Genomic DNA, 20,455 nt, shown 5'->3' with positions numbered 1-20,455 from the left:
GAGTGATGAAAGAAACCGCGTCTAATAAAAAATCAATTATTAAATTTATAAAAAAAATAACAGATAAAAATAGTGCAACAGGGATAATAATGAGTCTAATTGTTCTTTGTATAGTAATTACTATCTTAGCACCTAGATTTATAACAATAGCTAATTTAAAAAACGTTTTATCACAAGCAACAGTTAATGCAATAATCGCTATTGGTGAATTTTTAGCAATTTTAACAGCAGGTATTGATTTATCAATTGGATCAATTTTAGCTTTTTCAATAATGATGCTAGGTATATTCGCTGTTAATTTACAATTAAACCCAATAGTTGCAATGCTCCTAGCTTTAGCAATAGGTGCACTATTTGGATTTTTCAATGGCTTCTTATTAACTAAATTTAAATTACCTCACCCTTTTATTTCTACAATTGGTACAAAAATGATAGGTGCAGGTTTAGCTCTAGCAGTAACAAATGCTATGCCAATATCTGGCTTTGCTCCATCAATACAATATTTAGGAAGTAAGAGCTACGGAGCATTACCTGTAAGTGTAATATTAGTAATAATTGTTTATACATGTATGTACTTTTTTATGAATCGAACAGCTACTGGTAGATATATTTATGCAGTTGGTGGCAACAAAGAAGCTACAAGACTTAGTGGTATCAACGTTAATAAAGTATTATTAATTGTATATTCATTAAGTGGTTTTTTTGCTGCATTAGCAGGTATTGTATTGGTTGGTAGAGTAAATGCTGCATATCCTTTAGCTGGTAAAGATTATGAAACAGATGCAATAGCTAGTGTAATTATTGGAGGAGCAAGTTTTGCAGGTGGAGTAGGACAAATCCAAAATACAATTATTGGTGTATTAATAATTGCAGTTTTGAGAAATGGACTTAACTTATTAAATGTTGATTCAGCATATCAAACAGTTGCAATCGGTGTAGTAATTATCTTAGCTGTATATCTAGATGTATTGAGAAATCAGTCTTCAAAAATTAAAAAATAAAAAACTTTTACATTTCAATCAAGAGGAGGAAAGAAATGAGAAAATTAAGTAAAGTGTTAGTAGTTGTAGCATTTGCTATGATGGTACTTCCAATGCAAGTATTTGCAAGTGGATCTAGCGAGACAAAAGTTGATGACGGAAAACCTACAGTAGCAGTTGTTTTGAAAACATTGAGCAGTGAATACTGGAAAAGAGTTGAAGCTGGATGTGATGAAGCAGCTGAAAAATATGGTTTAAATTTAATTAAATTAGGTCCACCAACAGAAGATGCAGTTGAACAACAAATTAACATGGTAGAAGATGCAATTACACAAAATCCTGTAGCTTTAGTATTCTCTCCATCTCAACCATCTACAGCAGTTAATGTTGTAAACAAAGCAAAAGATATGGGAATTCCTGTAGTTTTAGTTGATACCCCAATGCCTGATGATTTTACAAATTACGATTCATATGTTGGAACTGAAAACTACCAAGCAGGTATCCAAGGTGCTGAAAGTTTAATAGCTTCAATGAATGGTAAAAAAGATGTTAACGTTGTATTAATCGAAGGTGCTCCTGGAAATCCAACATGTACAACAAGAACAGATGGTGCTCAAGTAGCTTTTGAAGCAGCAGGTTACAATATTTTATCAAGACAACCTGGTTATAGTGATAGAGAAAAAGCATACAATGTAATGCAAAACGTATTACAAACTAGTAGCGATATCGATATAGTATTCTGTGCAAATGATGAAATGGCATTAGGTGCTGTAAGAGCCGCTATGCAAGCTGGAGTTAATGCTAAAATCATGGGTGTAGATGGTAACAAATCTGCTCTAGAATCAATCTTAGCTGGTGAACTATATTCAACAATAGCTCAAAGACCAGAAGGCATGGGCTATCTAGCAGTTGAATATGCATATAAAGCTTCACAAGGTGAAACAATAGAAAAATATGTTGATGCTGGTGTAGATATTTATACTAAAGAAAACGCACAAGCAGCTTTAGATGCTTTAAATTAGTCAATTAACAAATTATGCACCTAGGGCCTTCTCTGCCTTAGGTGCATTCTAAATAAGGTGAAAAAATGGTAAACATTGGAATAATTGGACTTGGATCAATGGGATTATATCATTGTACAAATATTTTAAACTGCCCCGAAGCTAAAATAGTTGCAGTAAGTGATATTAATAAAAACGGTTATCAATCACTAATAAATCTAAGTAATGAGACTAAAAACATTAAATTTTATGATGACCCATTTAACTTAATTAACGATAACATTATAGATGCAGTTTTGATAGCGTCCCCTGATTCCACTCATTATGAATTACTAAAGATGTGTTTAATTAAAAGAAAGAAAGTATTTTGTGAAAAACCAATTGCAACAACAAGTAAACAAGCTTTAGATATAGTGAATATAGAGTCTCAATTAAACGAAAAATATATAGCTTTAGGGTTTAACAGAAGATTTGACAAGAATTTTAGAAAGATTAAAAAAATATTAACCGATTTAGAAATAGGTGATAGTTTATTATATAAAGGTATACATAGAAATGATAAAGCTTTTTATGAAGCTAACACATCCTTTATATTAAATAATACAGCAGGTCATGATGTTGATATCTCATCATATTTATTAAATTCAAAACCTAAAAAGGTAAATGTTTTAGGAATAAAAAGTAATCCATTATTAAATGATGATTGTGCCGATCTTTTACTATTAACAATAATCTTTGAAAACAATAAATTAGCTAATATTGAAATATTTGTTAATGCAAGATATGGATATGAAGTTGAAGGTGAAGTTATATGCACGAAAGGTGTTATAAATTATTGCAATAATAAAACAGTAACAATTAAAAGAGATAATAAAAAAGAAAATATAATCACAAGTGATTATAGAAAATATTTTGAACAGTCATATAAAGATGAAATACATAATTGGATATCTTATTTAAATGTTAAAACTGAATTACAATTAGCAACAGCATATGATGGATATACGGCATTAAAAACAACTGAGGTTGCTGCAAAGTCATATTTAAGTAAAGAATTTGAAAATGTTGACTTAATAAAAACCCCAATATTATATATTTGACAATTTAAAAATAACTGAAAATAATACTTGACAATAGTAATGAAAAGAAATGATAATATTATTAATTCAAACGTTTGCAAAATAATTTGAATTTATTAAAAATATAGGACAAAAATATGATTGTTAAAGGAAACAGTGAATTTAAAAAAGGATATAATCCTATTACAGAAATCAATGGCAAACATAAAGAAATGTTATTAGATTTTGGGATTTTAAAATTAGAAAAAGGCGATAGTTTTGAATCAGCTTTAGACTTAGAAAGGGCTTATTTATTAATTGGTGGCAAAATCAAATTTATTTATGAAGACAAGATCTTTGAGGCCGAAAGATACTCTTGTTTTGATGAAGAACCAATTACATTACACGTATCAAGAAACGTTAAAGTAAAAATAGAAGCTCTAGAAGATTCCGAAATTTGCATTGAAAGGTGTATTAATGATAAAGAATTCGAAACAAAGCTTTACACAAAAGAGAATGTAAGAACCGATATATTTGGAAAAGATGTCCTAAATAATACATCAATTAGAAGTGTTAGAACAGTATTTGATGGAGAAATAGCCCCATATTCAAATATGGTTATAGGTGAAGTGATAAACCATCCAGGAAAATTTTCAAGCTACCCACCACATGATCATCCTCAACCTGAAATTTATTATTATAAATTCTTTCCACAACAAGGATTTGGTGTATCAATGCTAGAAAATGATGCCTTCATAGTTAAGGATGGAGATGCTTCCTTAATTCATCCTAATAAAACACATTCACAAGTAGCAGCACCAGGTTATGCAATGTACTACATTTGGATGATTCCTCACCTAAAAGATGATCGTTGGTTACCTACCACTCGATATTATAGAGAGGAACATAAATGGCTCTTAGAAAAAGACGTAAAAATTTGGCCAGAAAAAAAATTTAACAAATAGGAGAGTATAATGTCAGATACGATAAAATTAACAGTAGCTCAAGCTATTGTAAAATTTCTAGATAACCAATATATAAATTTTGATTCTAAAGAAGAAAAATTTGTTAATGGTGTATTTGGGATTTTTGGACATGGTTGCGTTGTAGGACTAGGAGAAGCACTAGAACAAAAAAATCATAATCTAAAATTTTACAAAGGCTGTAATGAGCAAGGAATGGCACACAGCGCCATAGCTTATGCCAAACAAAATAATAGAAAAAAAATCATGGCAGTAACCTCATCTATTGGACCTGGAGCTATGAACCTTGTAACAGCAGCTGCACTTGCAACTACAAATAGAATACCTGTTTTATTACTGCCCGGTGATACATTTGCATGTCGACAACCAGATCCAGTATTACAACAATTAGAGCAATTTCATGATTTTGGTATTACATCAAATGATGCTTTTAAGCCTGTTTGCAGATATTTTGATAGAATTCAAAGACCTGAACAGATAATGACAGCACTAATACACGCAATGAGAGTTTTAACCTCACCAGTGAACACAGGTGCTGTATGTATAGCTTTACCACAAGATGTTCAAGGTGAAGCGTATGATTATCCTTTAGAATTCTTCCAAAAGAAAGTTCATTATATAGATAGGGTGAAACCTAATGAAAGAGTTATTGAAAAAGCTGTTGATTTAATAAAGAGAAGCACTCATCCTATAATGATATGTGGTGGTGGAGTCCGATATAGTGAATGTGGTGAAACATTTGCTAAGTTTGCTTCAAAGTATAAGATTCCTTTTGGTGAAACTCAAGCTGGAAAAAGTGCTGTTGAATACACTCATCCTATGAATTTAGGAGGAATAGGAGTTACTGGCGGATTAGCAGCAAACGATATAGCACAAAAAGCAGATTTAGTAATCGCAGTTGGGACACGATTAACAGACTTTACAACATCGAGTAAATGGTTATTTAAAAATGAAAAAGTAAAAATAATCTCAATTAATGTTAATGATTTTGATGCTGTAAAGATGGATTCATTACCCTTAATTTGTGATGCAAAAAAAGGACTTGAAGCCTTAGATATAGAATTATCGAAAGAAAAATATCACACATCATATAAAACAGAAATAGAAGATATAAAAGAAGTTTGGGATAAAGAAGTAGAAAAACTATATACAACAGAAAAAGGTCCTAATGGTGGATTTTCACAACTTAGAGCTTTAGGAATCATGAATGACGAACTATTTAATAAAAATAGCATAGTCGTTGGTGCTTCAGGCTCTCTTCCAGGAGATATGCAAAGAGTTTGGAAAGCATATGAAAGAGAGACATATCATATGGAATATGGTTATTCATGTATGGGATATGAAGTAAGTGGTTCTGTAGGTGTTAAACTTGCTAGAGAGGATGTAGAAGTATATTCAATGGTTGGAGATGCAAGTTTTGTAATGCTTCACTCTGAATTGTTAACAGCTTTAGAAAATAATATAAAAATCAATATTATGTTATTTGACAACAATGGTTTTGGGTGTATTGATAATTTACAAAGATCCCAAGGAATACCTAAATTTGGTTGTGAATTAGTTTATAGAGGGGAACAAACACAAAGATTAGATGCTACAGGCAAAAAACTTCAAGTATCTTATGCAACGATAGCTAAAGGATATGGATGTGATGTTTGGACAGTTCACAATAGTGAAGAACTTAGAAAAGCTTTATTAGAAGCTAAAAAGAGCACTAAATCAACACTTATCGACATAAAAGTTGATGAGGATTCTATGAGTGGTTCTTATGAGAGTTGGTGGAGAGTTGGAACAGCTTCCATATCTGATAAACCAAGTGTTATAGAAGCATATCAAAATTTACAAAAAGAAATTAAAAAAACTAAAAAGTACTAGTACTTAATGGGGAATTTTATGAATAAAGATAAAGTTAAATTAGCAATAGCTCCTATTGCTTGGACAAATGATGACTTACCAGATTTAGGAAAAGAAAATACTTTCGAGCAATGTGTAAGTGAAATGGCTTTAGCAGGTTTTACCGGTAGTGAAGTTGGAAACAAATACCCAAAAGATCCTAAAGTTTTAAAACCAATGTTAAAATTAAGAGGAATATCGATTTGTAATCAATGGTTTAGCTCATTTTTAACAACTAAAGACTTAAATTCAGTAATTAAAGATTTTAATGAAGAATTAGATTTTCTAGAAGCTATGGGAGCTCATTTAATTGGCCCGGCTGAACAAGGCAATAGTATTCAAGGAAAACCAGTAAGCATATTTGATAATAAACCAACATTCAGTGATGAAGAATGGGAAAAAGTTTCAAAAGGCTTAAACACATTAGGAAAAATCGCGAGAGATAGAGGTTTTAAATTAACATATCACCATCATATGGGTACGGGTTGTCAAACAATCAAAGAAACACAGAAATTATTAGATTTAACTGATCCAAATTATGTTTTTCTAACCTTTGATTCAGGGCATTTTGCTTTTTCAGGTGAAGATCCAGTTGAAGCCTTGAAACTGTTCATAGATAGAGTAGCTCATGTTCATTTAAAAGATATTAGACCTGAAATAGTTGAAAAAGTAAAAAAAGAAAAACTAAGTTTCCTAGATGCTGTTAGAGCAGGTGCTTTTACCATACCAGGAGATGGATGTATTGACTTCCCATCAATATTTAAAATTTTAGAAGAACATGATTATCAAGGATGGATGGTAGTAGAAGCAGAACAAGATCCTGCAAAAGCAAATCCACTCGAATATGCTTTTAGAGCAAGAAAATATATTAGAGAAAATACTGGACTATAGGAGAGAACAATGGAAAAATTAAGAGTTGGAATAATCGGTGGAGGTAGAATTGGTAAAGTTCATGCAAAAAGCATAACTAATTTAGTTCCATCCGCTACAATAATTGCAATTGCAGACCCATTTATGAACAAAAATTTAGAAGAATGGGCAAAAAATATAGGAATTAATGAAACATATAAAGATCCATATGATATAATAAACCATAAGGACATTGATGCAGTATTAATTTGTTCTCCAACAGCTACTCATACTGAACTAATTCAAGCTGCTGCGAAAGCAAAAAAACATATTTTTTGCGAAAAACCAGTAGACACTGATTTAAAACGTATCGATGAAACAATGAAAGTAGTTAGAGAAAATAAAGTACTTTTCCAAATTGGGTTCAATAGACGCTTTGATCACAATCATGCAGCTGTTAAAAAAGCTGTTGAGGAAAATAAAATTGGAGATGTTCATATAATTAAAATAACTTCTAGAGACCCTGAACCACCAAGTGCAGAGTATGTAAAAGGTTCAGGAGGAATATTCTTAGATATGATGATTCATGATTTTGATATGGCAAGGTATTTAAGTGGAAGTGAAGTTAAAGAGGTATATGCAACAGGAGCAGTATTAATAGATCCAGAAATTGGAAAGGCTGGAGATGTTGATACAGCAATGGTTATGTTGACAATGGAAAATGGAGCTTTAACTATTATTGATAACTCTAGACAAGCCGTTTATGGGTATGATCAAAGGACTGAAGTCTTTGGCTCTAAAGGCTGTGCTAAAGTAGAAAATGATAGAAAGAGCTTGATTGAGCTTAGCACTAAAGATAGCGTTGAATCTGAAAAACCTTTATTTTTCTTTTTAGAACGATATATGGATTCATATGCTACCGAAATTATTGATTTTATTAATTCAGTTCAAACAGGTTCTCCAATCAAATGTGGAATTGAAGATGCCGTTAGGCCAGTTGAAATTGCCCTAGCAGCTTCAAAGTCACTAAAAGAGCACCGTCCTGTATTAATAAGTGAAGTAGCAATCTCTTAAGGAGGAGAAAATGGGCGTCATCACAATTTCAAGAAAAATGGGAAGCGAAGGTACTTACATTGGTCGTAAAGTAGCACAAAGGTTGAACATGGCTTATGCCGACAAAGTTTTTATTTCAAGAATCATGAAGGAATATGGCTTTAGTACATTTAAAGAAATATATGATGAGGCCCCTGGATTCTGGGATAGATTCCTAACACTAAGAGAACAAACCATTGATTTTCTTGCAAAAACAGAACAAGCAATCGGTAAAGCAGATAATGTAGTACTAGTTGGTAGAGGTGGTTTTGGAGTATTTGAAGATTACAATGACGTTTTAAACGTTAGAACAAAAGCTCCAAAGGAACTAAGAATAAAAAGACAAATGGCTGAACATGACATTAGTTATGAAGAAGCAGTAAAACATGTCGAAGAAAACGATAAAGTCAGAAAGATATTCATAGAATCTGACTTTAGGTTTGATTATCAAAATACAAACAGTTTCGATATGATAATAAATACAGCAATTATCTCTCCCGATAAAGCTGTTGATTATATTTGTGAAGTTTATCAATCGTTGATGGAAAAAGGTAGGAGTAGTACTTCTAAAAACTTAAAGGATTTAAAAGTTGATCCTATATTATTAAAATTCGTAAAAGAAGAATTAGACAAAATTCGTTAAGGAGATAAGTTATGAGAAAAGTTAAAGTAGGTGTAGCCGGTTATGGAACAATCGGTCAAAGATTAGCTGATGGAGTTGCACTTCAAGAAGATATGGAACTAGTTGGAGTTGCAGATGTTGCCCCAACACTTCCAATACAAGCCCTTTATGAAAAAGGAATGCCATATAAATTATTTACAGCAGCACCTGATAAAATTAATCTCTTGACTGATAAAAATATTCCAGTAAGTGGCACACTTGAAGATTTAGTAAAACAAGTGGATATTATGCTAGATGCAACAAATGCAGGAATTGGTGCAATAAACAAAAAATTATATGAAAAATATAAAGTTAAAGCTATTTTCCAAGGTGGGGAAAAAAATGATGTAGCTGATATCTTTTTCCACGGTTATGCAAACTATGAAAAAGGGATAGGTGCTGATTATTTAAAACTAACAAGTTGTAATACAACAGGTTTAATTAGAGCAGTTGATGCAGTTGATAGAAAAGTTGGAGTTGAAAAAGTGGCAATTACAATTATAAGAAGAGTTGCCGATCCAGGGGATTATCACAGAGGATTAACTAATGCTTTGCAAGTTGCACCAGCTCCTAACCACCAAGCAGTTGATTTAATGACAATCATGCCACATATCAATGCTACAGGTATTTTAGTTCACACACCAGTTACTCATGGTCATATAATAACTTCTGTATTAACACCTAAAAATAAAATAGGTAAAGAAGAGTTACTTGAAATATTTGAAGCACATCCAAGAATTAGAGTAGTGAGCTTAGAAGATGGATTCTTAGGTAATGCTTCTCTCTTTAAATATGCGAGAGATTTAGGTCATCCAAGAGGTGATATGTATGAAATTGCAGTATTTAAAGAATCTATTGTTAATAGTGGTGATGATATCATGTTTGCAATTAATATTCCTCAAGAAGCTGTAGTTATTCCAGAAAATATGGATGCAATTAGAGCAGCTTTAAAGATGCAAGATAATAGAGAAGATGGTACAAACGCTACAAATAAATATTTAGGTATGAAATAATGAGTAACAATTTAGGGTTTAAATCTATAGAAGAAATAAACATAAAAAATAAGAAAGTCTTGCTTAGATTAGATATTAATTCACCAATTGACGTTAATACAAAGAAAATTGTTAACACAAATAGGATTGATAAATCTCTTAGAACTCTAAATTATTTAAAAGATAATGGTGCTAAAGTTGCAATCATTGCTCATCAAGGGGATACATTAGATTATCAAAATCTAATACCTCTTGAAGAGCATGCTCAAATATTATCTAAAAAATTAGGATGTAAAGTAGAATACATAGATGATGTTTGTGGTCCAGCGGCCATTAGAAAAATAAATAGTTTAAATAGTGGAGAGTTTATTATATTAGGCAATTTAAGATATCTTGGAGAAGAATTATCTACCTTTGAAAATAGTGTTAAATTAACAGACAAGCAAATGATTGAAACATATTTGGTTAGATCTTTGGCACCACATTTTGATTGTTATATAAATGATGCTTTTTCAGCGGCCCATAGAAGAGCTCCAAGTATGGTAGCTTTTCAACAAATTTTACCAAGTGCAGCTGGATTTTTATTTTTTGATGAAGTCTCAACTTTATCAAAAGTAATGAATAATCCAAAATCTCCTTGTATATTTGTTCTAGGTGGGGCAAAGATATCTGATGCTTTTTCTATGATGGAAGAAGTATTAAGCAAAAAAATTGCTGATAAAATTTTAACGTGTGGTGTTACAGGTGAAGTCTTTCTAATAGCAAAAGGTATTAATCTTGGATCACAAGTTGACTCTTTTTTAAAGGATAGAGGACTAATAGATTTTATCAAACAAGCCAAAGACCTTTTAGAAAAATATCAAGATAGAATTGAGATGCCTCTAGATTTAGCTTATCAAAGTGAAAAAAAAAGAATTTGTGTATCAGTAAACAAACAGGTCGGTGACTATTTATATGCTGATATAGGTAATGAAACAATTGATTATTATTCAAAAATAATATCTGAGGCTAATACAATCTTTGTTAATGGCCCTGCTGGAATGTATGAGAATCCTATATTAGAAGATGGCACAAAAAAACTTTTAATTGCTATTTCTAATTCAAAAGGCTTTAGTGTAATTGGAGGAGGAGATAGTGTTAGTGCCACTATGAAATTCACAGATTACAAAAAGATGGATTACATATGTACAGCGGGAGGAGCGATGGTCAGATATCTATCAGGTAAAAAACTGCCGTTAATTACTGCAATGGAAAATTCTATGTAATTCACAAGGAACAAAAGTGAAGGATTTAATCTTTCACTTTTTTTTAGAGGTATTTATGAGATATAAAATAAAATACAATAAGAGAGAAGTAGATTTAACACTTCCTGATAATAGTATTATAATTTCACCAAAAAATGTAGAAAAAAAAGATCAAAATAAAGTGGTGACTGAAGGAATAAACAATCCAATAGGATGTGAAAATCTAGATAAATTCCTTCAGGATAAAAAAAAGATTTTAATAATAGTTAATGATGGTACAAGGCCTACACCAACAGCCAAAATTTTAGAAACAATTTATCCTGATATAAAGAATAAGCAAATAACTATTATTGTAGCAACAGGTGTTCATAGAATAGCTAAGGACGAAGAATTACAGAAAATTTTGGGAAGTACCTATCCCTTGTTAAAAGATAAAGTAGTATCACATGAAGCAACTAAAGAAGAAGATTTAGTGTTTCTCGGTACTAGTAGGGCAAACACTCCTCTTGAAATTAATAAAAGAGTCTTAGAAAATGATGCTTTAATCATTATCGGAAGTGTAGAACCACATTATTTTGCAGGTTACACAGGGGGAAGAAAAGCAATAATGCCAGGAGTAGCTTCTTATCGATCAATTGAAGCAAATCATAAAAGAGCTCTAGATCCTAGAGCAAAGGCTTTAAATTTAATTGATAACCCAGTACATCTTGATATGGTGGATGTATTAACATTACTAGAAGATAAACCAATCTTTTCTGTAATGAGTGTAATGGATAGAGATCATCAAATCTATCAAATTACTGCAGGCGACATAAACAAAAGTTTTGATGCTGCTATAGAAAGCGCTAATGAAGTATTTACTTGTGAGATAAAAAAGAAAACAGATATTGTAGTAAGTGTTGCCACTTCTCCGATGGATATTAACTTATATCAATCTCAAAAAGCTATAGATAATGGAAAATTAGCTCTCAAAGAAGGTGGAATTTTAATCTTAGTATCATCTTGCAAAGAAAGAGTAGGAGAGAAAGCTTTTTATAATTTATTAAAGTCATCAAACACTCCAGAACAAGTTTTAGAACATATAAGTCAAAATTATAAATTAGGTTATCATAAAGCAGCTAAGATGGCTGAAATTATGACTTGGGCTAAAATTTGGGTAATAAGCACACTTGAAGATAAACTTTGGAATGATATTTTCATTGAACAATATTCAAGTGTTCAAGAGGCAATAGATGAAGCATTAAAAATTAAAGGTAAAAGGGCAACATTCAGTCTCTTAACAGATGGATGTATAACAGTACCACTTTTAAAAGAATAAAATAAATAAAGCTGTTACTATTTTGTAACTGCAAATCATGCAAATGAAAATATCAATAGTAACAGCTATTTAATCACATAATATTTTTTACAAAAAGCATAATACCAATATAATAGACACTAATTAAAACAACAATATTATATACTTTTTGAGGAATAATTTTAATCAAAAACGTTGAAGAGGCAATACCAATAAATAAGCCTAATAACATACTAAAGGTTATAGATAATGTTTCAATATTTATGTTATTCCAAAAAATCGCAAAAATAATAATTTTCGTTAAATTCAAACTAAAAAAGAATAAAGCTGAGGATCCAACAAATTCTCTTTTAGTTTTTGTTTGTTTAAAAAAATAGATACAAGTAATAGCTCCTGCAGCATTAGACACTGTAGTAATGCCAGACATAAAAGATAAAAATAAGGTAATAGGTTTAGAAATTGGTTTATTTTCCAAATAGATCTTTTTCTTTTTTCTAATGTATTTACTAATTTCTTGAAAACTAACCATAATTACCATCAGCAGAATAAAAAAGGAAATAAACAAAGTAAAATTTTTATCATCGATTGATGAAGCGAAAAAAGTAGTAACGATTATTCCTAAAATCGCGAGAGGAACGAAATACCAAACAGCCTTAAAATTAATATCCTTTCTATAAAGATATATTGGAACAGTATCTCCAAGTAAATATATAGGAATAAGGATTCCTAAAACTTCTTTTGATGGAAGGACTTTGAGAAGTAGATACATACAAACTAAAGCTAGATTTCTAAAACCACCCTTATCAAGGCCAAGAAAAAAAGCAGCAATAGTTAAAAGTAGAAAATTGGATAAAATAAAATCAGTTGCCATATATTACCTTTTTGTGTAGAAAATATAACTTTGAACAAAGAAAAATATAAAAATTGGAATTACAATAATATAATTACTTTGAATAAGTACTGTTGAAAAAAGAACCTTAGCAATAATATAAATAATCAAATAAACACTATAAATAAGAGATATTTTTTCAAATTTAATTAATTTTCTAGTTGATTTATGTTTTTTATGAAGCGTCTTCAGAGAATAGATAAATAAAATTATATAAATTATAGGATTCAAGAAAATGATATTTTCATTGTGCCAAGCTGGTTGTATATGAGAGAAGAAAGACAAGAAAGTAATACAACAAGATATAATCAACAAAAATAAAATAATTATCGAATTATAAATACCAAAAAGCCTACTACGGTAATTTTGCTTTAATTTTTTAAAAAATAAACCAATAATACTTAAGACAAAGCTTATAATAATATAAGAGAGTAGATGTAACTTAATATCTGGTATCTCACTAAATTTGCTAGAAGTATCGCTGTCATAAACAAGAGTTGAAGAAGTATTAAATTTTCCATAATCAATTACAGCTTTTTCCAAATATTTAGGCAAAAACATTGTTTCCCAAGTTGAAATAGGTTCATCACTAGATTGCCCTAAAAAACTATTTAAAACCCAGTTTACAAAGAAAGATCTATCTAATTCCTCGGACGATAATATTCTAAAGGTGTAAGGTGTTGTTTGATTTTTAGCCCATTCTTTAAAATCATCATCAGTTACCCAGTTAAAAATATCTCTTATTCTTGTAGCACAGTTATCCAAGTAAAAATCATATAAATAAGTTCTATTTTCACTCTGAGCATTATAATTTAAAAAGTTAACAATATCTAATTTTGATTTATTATCAAGGTTTAATACGACTTTTGAAACAGTCCTATCTTCTTCAATTGGTATGGAAACTCTAGATTGAGCAAATGAAGTTATCAGCAAATAATACATTTTACCTTGAATAAAATTAGTATAAAAATTATCACTATTGAAACTAAATACTCCATAATCATAAATAATAGAAGTATTTTCATCTTGAGTAACCATAATAGCAGAATGTCCAAACCAACTATATAAAGGATTACCTGGAGAAATTGTAATAAGAGATATTTCTAAAGAATCAAGGGTATCTATATCATATCCTTCAATATCCTTAACTTTTGTAAAGTTGTTAAGATTTTCTTCACTTGGAAAAGGATTTCTTAGTGGTTTAGGAGTAAAATCAATTCCTAAAAGAGGAGAAATTATTATTATTGAAAAAAAAAGTATTATTAAAATTCGCTTAACTTTAATCATATTATTCATTATAATAACACAAGAATTATCACATTGCCATAACTTAAATATTATTGATACTATTTTTATACAAAAAAATTTAAGATATTGGATTATGCTTTAAAATTGAAAAAATGGAGGACTTATGGATAGAAATATTATTACCCAAGCAATTGTTCTCCATAGCAGGCGTGATGGCGTAAATAATACGAATTTGACATTATTAAGCCTTGATTTTGGAATAATAACAGTTAGAGCATTCGGAGCAAAAACTAGTAAAAAAGCTCCAAAGGCCTTTAGGTTTCAAGAAGGACAATTTTTCTTATATTTCAATCCAACAAACAAGCAATATGTACTAAAAGATGTAACACTAATAAGTGCTCATGATTTATTATTAACAGATTTTTCTAAAATTTGTACAGCTTCACTTTTAAGTGAAATAATTTTAAAAACGTATAATGATAATTTAGCTTTTACATACAGTTTATTTACAAAAAGTTTAGATTTATTAGAAGATAATTCAATTAATGAAGATATTATAGTAATTCAATTTATTTTAAGAATATTAAAAGATCATGGTTTTTTTGAAAACTTAGAATATTGTCCAAATTGTGATAAAAAATATGGAGAAAAGGAAATATTATATTTTTCTGATTCTTTAACTGTTCCTAGTTGTAAAAATTGCTCTAATTCTTCTAATATGATATTACCTCCAAAAGCAAGGAAATATTTAAGTATCACTCAAAACTTAAACCTAGAAGATGCAATTGAGGTTCCATTATTTAACACTACTGCTAGCAGGATAAAGGCATATATGATAAAATGGATAATTAAAATTATAGGACATCCATTAAAAAGCTTGAATGTATATAATTAGACAAAGGGAAAATATGAAGTGGATTAAGAAGAGCTTAGATATTGAAGAGGTAAAACAACTTTCATCACGTTACCGAGTAGATTTATTTACTTGTTCGATTTTATCAAGAAGAAAAATTACAGACAGAAATCAAGTTAAATATTATTTAGAAAATGATTTATTGTTTTTACACAGTCCTTTTGAGTTCCAACAAATGGAATTAGCTGTAGAACGTGTTTTAGAAGCAATAGAAGCCAAAGAAAAAATAAGAGTTTTTGGTGATAAAGATGTCGACGGTATAACTAGTACAGTACTTCTAGTCAATGAACTTTTGAGATTAGGAGTAGATGTTAGTTACACAGTACCAGATGGAAATGATCCCTATGGAATGACCGTTGAAAAAATTAAAAAAGCAAAAGAAGATGGAATTAGTTTAATTATAACGGTAGATTGTGGTATAAGTGAAGTTGAAGAAATCGAGGTAGCAAATTCCCTATATATTGATACAATAGTTTTAGATCATCACATAAGTGGAGCAACATTACCTAATGCTTACGCAATCATTGATCCAAAGCAAAAAGGAAGTAAATATCCTTTCCCTCATTTAGCAGGATGCGGTGTTACAGCTAAATTTATCTGGGCTTTAAGATTTGCAAATTCAGAATATTTCAATGAAGATTATATATTATTACACTCACAACCTGGAAATGATTCTGTAATTATCCAAGCTATGAAAATTAGAAATCTAGTAGTTTTAGATAGGATGATTGAAATTATAAATCCGGGACTCACAAGTCCACAACAGAGTAAAATAATTGATTTTATAAATTGTGGAATTCCAATAATAGTTTTAGATGAAGAAGTTGAAAAAAAGCAACTTAGTAAAGCTTTCAATTCTAAAGTTGATATTTATCTACAAGACATAAGACCAGCATTGAATAAAACATTTCCATCTTTAGGTAATATGAGCTTATTTGCTTTATCTAAAGTTTCTAAAAGCGGTAGATATAGTGAAATAGTTGGTGATGAATTAGATGTACTAATGGGAATTTTTAATTCTTTAATTTTTCAAAACAATGAACTTTTATCTAAAGGTTTTGATAAAGTATTAGATTTAGTTGCAATCGGCACAGTGGCAGATATGATGCCTATGGAAGATGAGAATAGAATCCTTGTAAAGCGAGGATTAAAAGTATTAGCAACTAATCCAAGAAAATCTTTACTACCCTTATTAGCTCAAGCTAAATTAATCAATAAGAAAATTACAACAACTCATATAGGCTGGAATATTTCTCCTACAATCAATTCAGCTGGTAGATTAGGTAATCCACAAGTTGCAATTGATATGTTTTTAGCTAAAGATCAAGAAAAGATAGAACAACTTTCTTCTGAATTGTTTTCATTTAATAAAGAAAGACAAAAATTAAGTGATGAAGCTTGGCATAGTATGCAAAATGAAGCTCAAGATAATTATGAAGCCTTTGGATCTAAATTAGTATTTGTTAAAAACACAAAAGTTGCTAGGGGCATAACAGGCTTAATGGCATCTAGATTGATGAATACTTTTAAAAGCCCAAGTATGGTACTCTGCGACAATGAGGATGGAACTTTTATTGGAAGCATGAGATCTCCTAAAGGTTTTCATATAACAAAATTTCTAAAAAACTTTGACAATTTATTATTAAATTATGGGGGTCATGCTAATGCTGGTGGATTCTCATTAAAACAAGAAAATCTTGACATTTTCGTCAAAATGGTAAGTGATAAATTAGATCACATGGATGATTTAGAAGAAGTTGAGGATGATGTTGTTGAAATAGATTGTAGTATAAAAGAAAAAGATTTTTCTCCTGCTTTAATGAAGCTCGTTGATAGTTTTGAACCGTATGGTCAAAACAACTCTCCTTTAATTTTCCATATTGAAAAAGCATTATTAGTTGATTATAACTTCATAAGTGGAGGCAAAGTAGGTACAAGAAATGTAAAATTGGTCATATCATATAATAATTACAAATGGCCTTGCATTTTTTGGAACGGTGGCAAAAAAATTAATGACGAATTTAAAAAAGACATGTTTGTTGATTTAGTGTTTAAAATGGGATACAACAATTATCAGAATTCTGAATCAATACAACTTAGTGTTATTGATATAAAACAAAGTTCTAATAGCAAAAATTTTGAAATAAATTAAATATGTTACCTTATTTTTTGATTAATAAATGCTAAAAGGTGTTGAATAAATACTATATTTTATATATATTCACATTGGTTGGATAAAAAAAATCCAATTTAGAAACTGACCCAATGCATTAAAGAGGGAAGGGGGTGATATTGAATGGCATATATTAAAGTAGATGATAACGAACCTTTAGAAAAATCAATCAAACGTTTCAAACGTATGGTAGAAAAAGAAGGTATAATCCGTGAGTACAAAAAAAGAGAGTACTTCGAAAAGCCATCCACCATTCTTAATAGAAAGAAGAAAGCTAATGCTCGTAAGCAATTAAAAAAAGCTAGAAAATTACATGCTTCAAAATCTTATTAAGATTACTTCTCGCTTAGTCTGTGACTAGGCGTTTTTTATTTTTTTTCAATTTAAGAAAAAAACACACCGATTTTCTTAACGTCTTTTATTCTTTATTAGCTCAACAATCTTCAAAATAAATACACTTTTTCAATAAAGAATGATAATTATAAATTATTTCTAATTTTATTGAGTGATAACAAAAAATATTAAAATAAAATTGACAAATTCATAAATATAATATATTCTAAAATCAAAAAACAGTGATTAACAAAATATCACAAAAAGAGGTTATATTATGCTAATTCTAATTTCCGATGCATTTGATGCTTCATTAGCTGAGAAATTATCAGTTTTCGGTGAGGTTACAGATGACAAGACAAGACTAGCTGAAGCAAATGTTGTACTTGTTCGATCAAAAACTAGATGTACAAAAGAATATATCGACAATGCTCCTAATTTAAAATTAATTATTAGAGGCGGTGTTGGTATAGACAATATTGATAAAGAGTATGCTGAATCAAAAGGTATTTTTGTCAGAAATACTCCTAAAGCTTCTTCTGTTGCTGTTGCTGAATTAGTAATGGCTCATTTAATTGCAGCACCTACTCATCTCATTGAATATCATAATGGAATGAAAAATGGTAAATGGTTAAAGAAACAAATTAAGAGAACTGAACTTTATGGAAAGACTCTTTGCTTATTTGGTATAGGCAATATAGCTCAAAAGGTTGCAGAAAGAGCAGCTGCTTTTGGAATGAAAGTTGTAGCATATGATAAATATGTTTCATCAAGCGATAAAGCAGAAATGAAGGCAACACCAGAAGAAGCAATTAAAGATGCAGATTATATTTCTTTACATATGCCTTTAACCGAAGAAACTAAATCAATGGTAGATGCAAAATTATTATCACATTGTAATAAAGTTCCTGTAGTTATTAATACTTGTCGAGGACCAGTGGTTAATGCAAAAGATATGTGTGAAGCTTTAGAATCAAATAAAGTAGCATTATATTGCACAGACGTTTATCCAACAGATCCACCAAGTGAAGATTATCCAATTTTAAATCAAGATAAAGTTATTTTGACCCCACACGTCGGTGCAAATACAACTGAAAATTTATTGCGTATAGGTGAAGAAGCCTATGCAATTATTGACGAACTTTCAAAGGGAGGAAAGATTTAATGTCACGTAAATATAATTTTTTTGCTGGTCCATCAGTTTTACCTATTGAAGTATTAGATACACTTGAAAAAGAAATAAAAGATTACAAAGGTAATGGACAATCAATGATTGAAACCTCACACCGTGGTGCAATGTTCTCAGAAATGTATGCTGAAGCACAAAGCCTATTTAGAGAATTATTAGGCATCAGTGATGATTACGATGTATATTTCTTAGGTGGTGGAGCAACATTACAATTTACAATGATTCCAATGAACTTCTTACGACCAGGCACCGTTGCTGACTACATCAAGAGTGGAGCATGGGCTAATAAAGCAGGACAAGATGCCGAAAAGATAGGTAAAGTTAATTATTACTTTGATGGAACTGATTCAAATTTTACAACTTTGCCAGATCCAAAGACTGTAAAACCATCTGAAAACTCTTCCTACCTTTACCTTTGTTCAAATGAAACAATTGGTGGTATTGAATGGCAAGATTTCCCAGAAACAGGAGACACACCTCTAATTGCTGATATGTCTTCAGATATTTTGTCTCGTCCCGTTGATGTAAACAAATTTTCCATGATCTATGGTGGCGTTCAAAAGAACTTAGGTCCTGCTGGAGCTACATTTATAATCATGAAAAAAGATATGCTAGAAAGACAAAATTCAAATTTGACAAATTATTTAAATTATGCTAAACACTCTAAGGGTAATGGCTTATTTAATACACCTCCAGTCTTTTCAATCTGGGGAGTAAAATTAGTTCTTGAATGGGTAAAGAAAAATGGTGGAGCACAGGGTATGCTTGACAGAGCTACTGAAAAGAGTAACATTATTTATGATGTATTAGATTCTTCATCTTTCTATACTTCACCAGTAGATCCAAAATATAGATCTAAAATGAATATTGTATTTAGGGCACCTAATGAAGAACTTGAAAAGAAATTTATAGAAGAAGCTACAAAAGAGGGTATGTTAGGACTTAAAGGACATAGAAGTGTTGGTGGATTAAGAGCTAGTGTTTATAATGCTTGTCCAAAAGCTGATGTTGAGGTTCTAGCACAATTCATGAAAGAATTTGAAAGGAAAAATGGTTAAGAATTATGATTAAAAAAGTAGACGATACAAATAAGCAAATAATTCGTGATTTGATTGACGGAAGAAAGCCTTTCAGTGCTATAGCTGAAAATCAAGGCATTACTGAAAATACTGTACGTTCTAGAGTTAATAAGCTTATTGATGAAGGTGTTCTTTCAGTAACTGGTTTAGTAGATCCAGAACTTATACCTGGATTACAAGTTGTAATGATGGGAGTCAAACTTAACACGTTAGACTTAGATAAAAAAGCTGTTGAATTCTCTAAATTAAGAGGAGTTGTATCAGTAGCAGTAGTAACCGGTCGTTATGATTTAATGGTTCAATTAATATTAAACGAAGAAGACGATATGACATTGTTGGATTTCTTTAAAAATGAGATTGGGCACATAGATCAAGTTGCTGATGTGGAAACATTTATCGTCTACCAATCTCATAATTTAAAAGTTCCTTATGTTCTATAAATAAGAAAACTTTAATTATTCTAACTAAATAAAAACAAACTGTTGTTAAATATCATTCAAATATTTGCAACAGTTTTTTTATTTATATTAAAAATAAAAATTCAAGAAAGTTTTATAATTTTATAATTAGATATTAATACAATA

19 protein-coding genes are annotated in these 20,455 nt (G+C 30.2%); 17 read left to right on the top strand and 2 right to left on the bottom strand.

The features are described from left to right. The first annotated feature begins 5 nt into the window (after positions 1-5). The 11 genes from ACZ5SO_RS04655 to ACZ5SO_RS04605 all read left to right on the top strand — a co-directional run bounded on the left by ACZ5SO_RS04655 (position 6) and on the right by ACZ5SO_RS04605 (position 12,068). Positions 6-1,001, top strand: a complete 996-nt coding sequence (locus ACZ5SO_RS04655; RefSeq protein ID WP_464627135.1) for an ABC transporter permease — start codon at positions 6-8, stop codon at positions 999-1,001. Positions 1,002-1,036: 35 nt separating this feature from the next. Continuing rightward, a complete protein-coding gene (locus tag ACZ5SO_RS04650; protein WP_464627134.1) occupies positions 1,037-2,002 on the top strand; it encodes a sugar ABC transporter substrate-binding protein in 966 nt (321 codons plus the stop codon). Between the two features lie 65 nt (positions 2,003-2,067). Then, positions 2,068-3,081, top strand: coding sequence for a Gfo/Idh/MocA family protein (locus ACZ5SO_RS04645; RefSeq protein WP_464627133.1), 1,014 nt, complete (start codon positions 2,068-2,070; stop codon positions 3,079-3,081). Positions 3,082-3,197: 116 nt separating this feature from the next. After that, positions 3,198-4,004 carry a 5-deoxy-glucuronate isomerase gene (locus ACZ5SO_RS04640; protein WP_464627132.1) on the top strand — a complete coding sequence of 269 codons (807 nt, stop codon included), beginning with the start codon at positions 3,198-3,200 and terminating at the stop codon, positions 4,002-4,004. A 9-nt stretch (positions 4,005-4,013) separates the two neighbouring features. After that, positions 4,014-5,894 (top strand): 3D-(3,5/4)-trihydroxycyclohexane-1,2-dione acylhydrolase (decyclizing), encoded by a 1,881-nt coding sequence (gene iolD / locus ACZ5SO_RS04635; RefSeq protein ID WP_464627131.1) that lies wholly within the window; start codon positions 4,014-4,016, stop codon positions 5,892-5,894. 18 nt (positions 5,895-5,912) lie between these two features. Then, entirely contained in the window at positions 5,913-6,803 is an 891-nt protein-coding gene (gene iolE, locus ACZ5SO_RS04630) for a myo-inosose-2 dehydratase (RefSeq protein ID WP_464627129.1), read from the top strand. Positions 6,804-6,812: 9 nt separating this feature from the next. Continuing rightward, positions 6,813-7,835 carry an inositol 2-dehydrogenase gene (gene iolG, locus ACZ5SO_RS04625; RefSeq protein ID WP_464627128.1) on the top strand — a complete coding sequence of 341 codons (1,023 nt, stop codon included), beginning with the start codon at positions 6,813-6,815 and terminating at the stop codon, positions 7,833-7,835. Positions 7,836-7,845: 10 nt separating this feature from the next. Continuing rightward, positions 7,846-8,496: a cytidylate kinase-like family protein gene (locus ACZ5SO_RS04620; protein ID WP_464627127.1), complete on the top strand. Its 651-nt coding sequence runs from the start codon at positions 7,846-7,848 to the stop codon at positions 8,494-8,496. An 11-nt stretch (positions 8,497-8,507) separates the two neighbouring features. After that, on the top strand, positions 8,508-9,527 hold the full coding sequence (locus ACZ5SO_RS04615) for a type II glyceraldehyde-3-phosphate dehydrogenase (RefSeq protein ID WP_464627125.1): 1,020 nt from the start codon (positions 8,508-8,510) through the stop codon (positions 9,525-9,527). Next, positions 9,527-10,771 carry a phosphoglycerate kinase gene (locus tag ACZ5SO_RS04610; RefSeq protein WP_464627124.1) on the top strand — a complete coding sequence of 415 codons (1,245 nt, stop codon included), beginning with the start codon at positions 9,527-9,529 and terminating at the stop codon, positions 10,769-10,771. Before ACZ5SO_RS04615 ends, ACZ5SO_RS04610 begins: the two co-directional genes overlap by 1 nt. A gap of 55 nt (positions 10,772-10,826) precedes the next feature. Beyond that, the gene (locus tag ACZ5SO_RS04605; RefSeq protein WP_464627123.1) at positions 10,827-12,068 is read left to right on the top strand and encodes a nickel-dependent lactate racemase family protein; all 1,242 of its coding nucleotides are present in this window, start codon (positions 10,827-10,829) and stop codon (positions 12,066-12,068) included. 73 nt (positions 12,069-12,141) lie between these two features. Here the strand turns inward: ACZ5SO_RS04605 and ACZ5SO_RS04600 are convergent, their stop codons facing one another. Then, positions 12,142-12,918 (bottom strand): sulfite exporter TauE/SafE family protein, encoded by a 777-nt coding sequence (locus ACZ5SO_RS04600; RefSeq protein WP_464627122.1) that lies wholly within the window; start codon positions 12,916-12,918, stop codon positions 12,142-12,144. 3 nt (positions 12,919-12,921) lie between these two features. Next, a complete protein-coding gene (locus tag ACZ5SO_RS04595) occupies positions 12,922-14,223 on the bottom strand; it encodes a lipoprotein N-acyltransferase Lnb domain-containing protein (protein ID WP_464627121.1) in 1,302 nt (433 codons plus the stop codon). Between the two features lie 124 nt (positions 14,224-14,347). Here ACZ5SO_RS04595 and recO point away from each other — a divergent pair, with 124 nt between their 5' ends. The 6 genes from recO to ACZ5SO_RS04565 all read left to right on the top strand — a co-directional run bounded on the left by recO (position 14,348) and on the right by ACZ5SO_RS04565 (position 20,311). After that, a complete protein-coding gene (gene recO / locus ACZ5SO_RS04590; RefSeq protein ID WP_464627119.1) occupies positions 14,348-15,079 on the top strand; it encodes a DNA repair protein RecO in 732 nt (243 codons plus the stop codon). 13 nt (positions 15,080-15,092) lie between these two features. Next, positions 15,093-17,249, top strand: a complete 2,157-nt coding sequence (gene recJ, locus ACZ5SO_RS04585) for a single-stranded-DNA-specific exonuclease RecJ (RefSeq protein WP_464627117.1) — start codon at positions 15,093-15,095, stop codon at positions 17,247-17,249. 144 nt (positions 17,250-17,393) lie between these two features. Continuing rightward, on the top strand, positions 17,394-17,603 hold the full coding sequence (rpsU, locus tag ACZ5SO_RS04580; RefSeq protein WP_464627116.1) for a 30S ribosomal protein S21: 210 nt from the start codon (positions 17,394-17,396) through the stop codon (positions 17,601-17,603). A gap of 277 nt (positions 17,604-17,880) precedes the next feature. Then, complete coding sequence (locus ACZ5SO_RS04575; protein ID WP_464627114.1) at positions 17,881-18,768, top strand: NAD(P)-dependent oxidoreductase; 888 nt, start codon at positions 17,881-17,883, stop codon at positions 18,766-18,768. Beyond that, positions 18,768-19,850, top strand: a complete 1,083-nt coding sequence (gene serC / locus ACZ5SO_RS04570; RefSeq protein ID WP_464627113.1) for a 3-phosphoserine/phosphohydroxythreonine transaminase — start codon at positions 18,768-18,770, stop codon at positions 19,848-19,850. The genes ACZ5SO_RS04575 and serC overlap by 1 nt, the downstream gene beginning before the upstream one ends. Positions 19,851-19,855: 5 nt before the next feature. Then, on the top strand, positions 19,856-20,311 hold the full coding sequence (locus ACZ5SO_RS04565) for an Lrp/AsnC family transcriptional regulator (RefSeq protein ID WP_464627112.1): 456 nt from the start codon (positions 19,856-19,858) through the stop codon (positions 20,309-20,311). Positions 20,312-20,455: the final 144 nt, after the last annotated feature.

Source organism: Pleomorphochaeta naphthae (assembly GCF_055396005.1).
The sequence above is the reverse complement of the archived record's forward strand: the minus strand, read 5'-3'. Positions and strand labels throughout refer to the sequence as shown.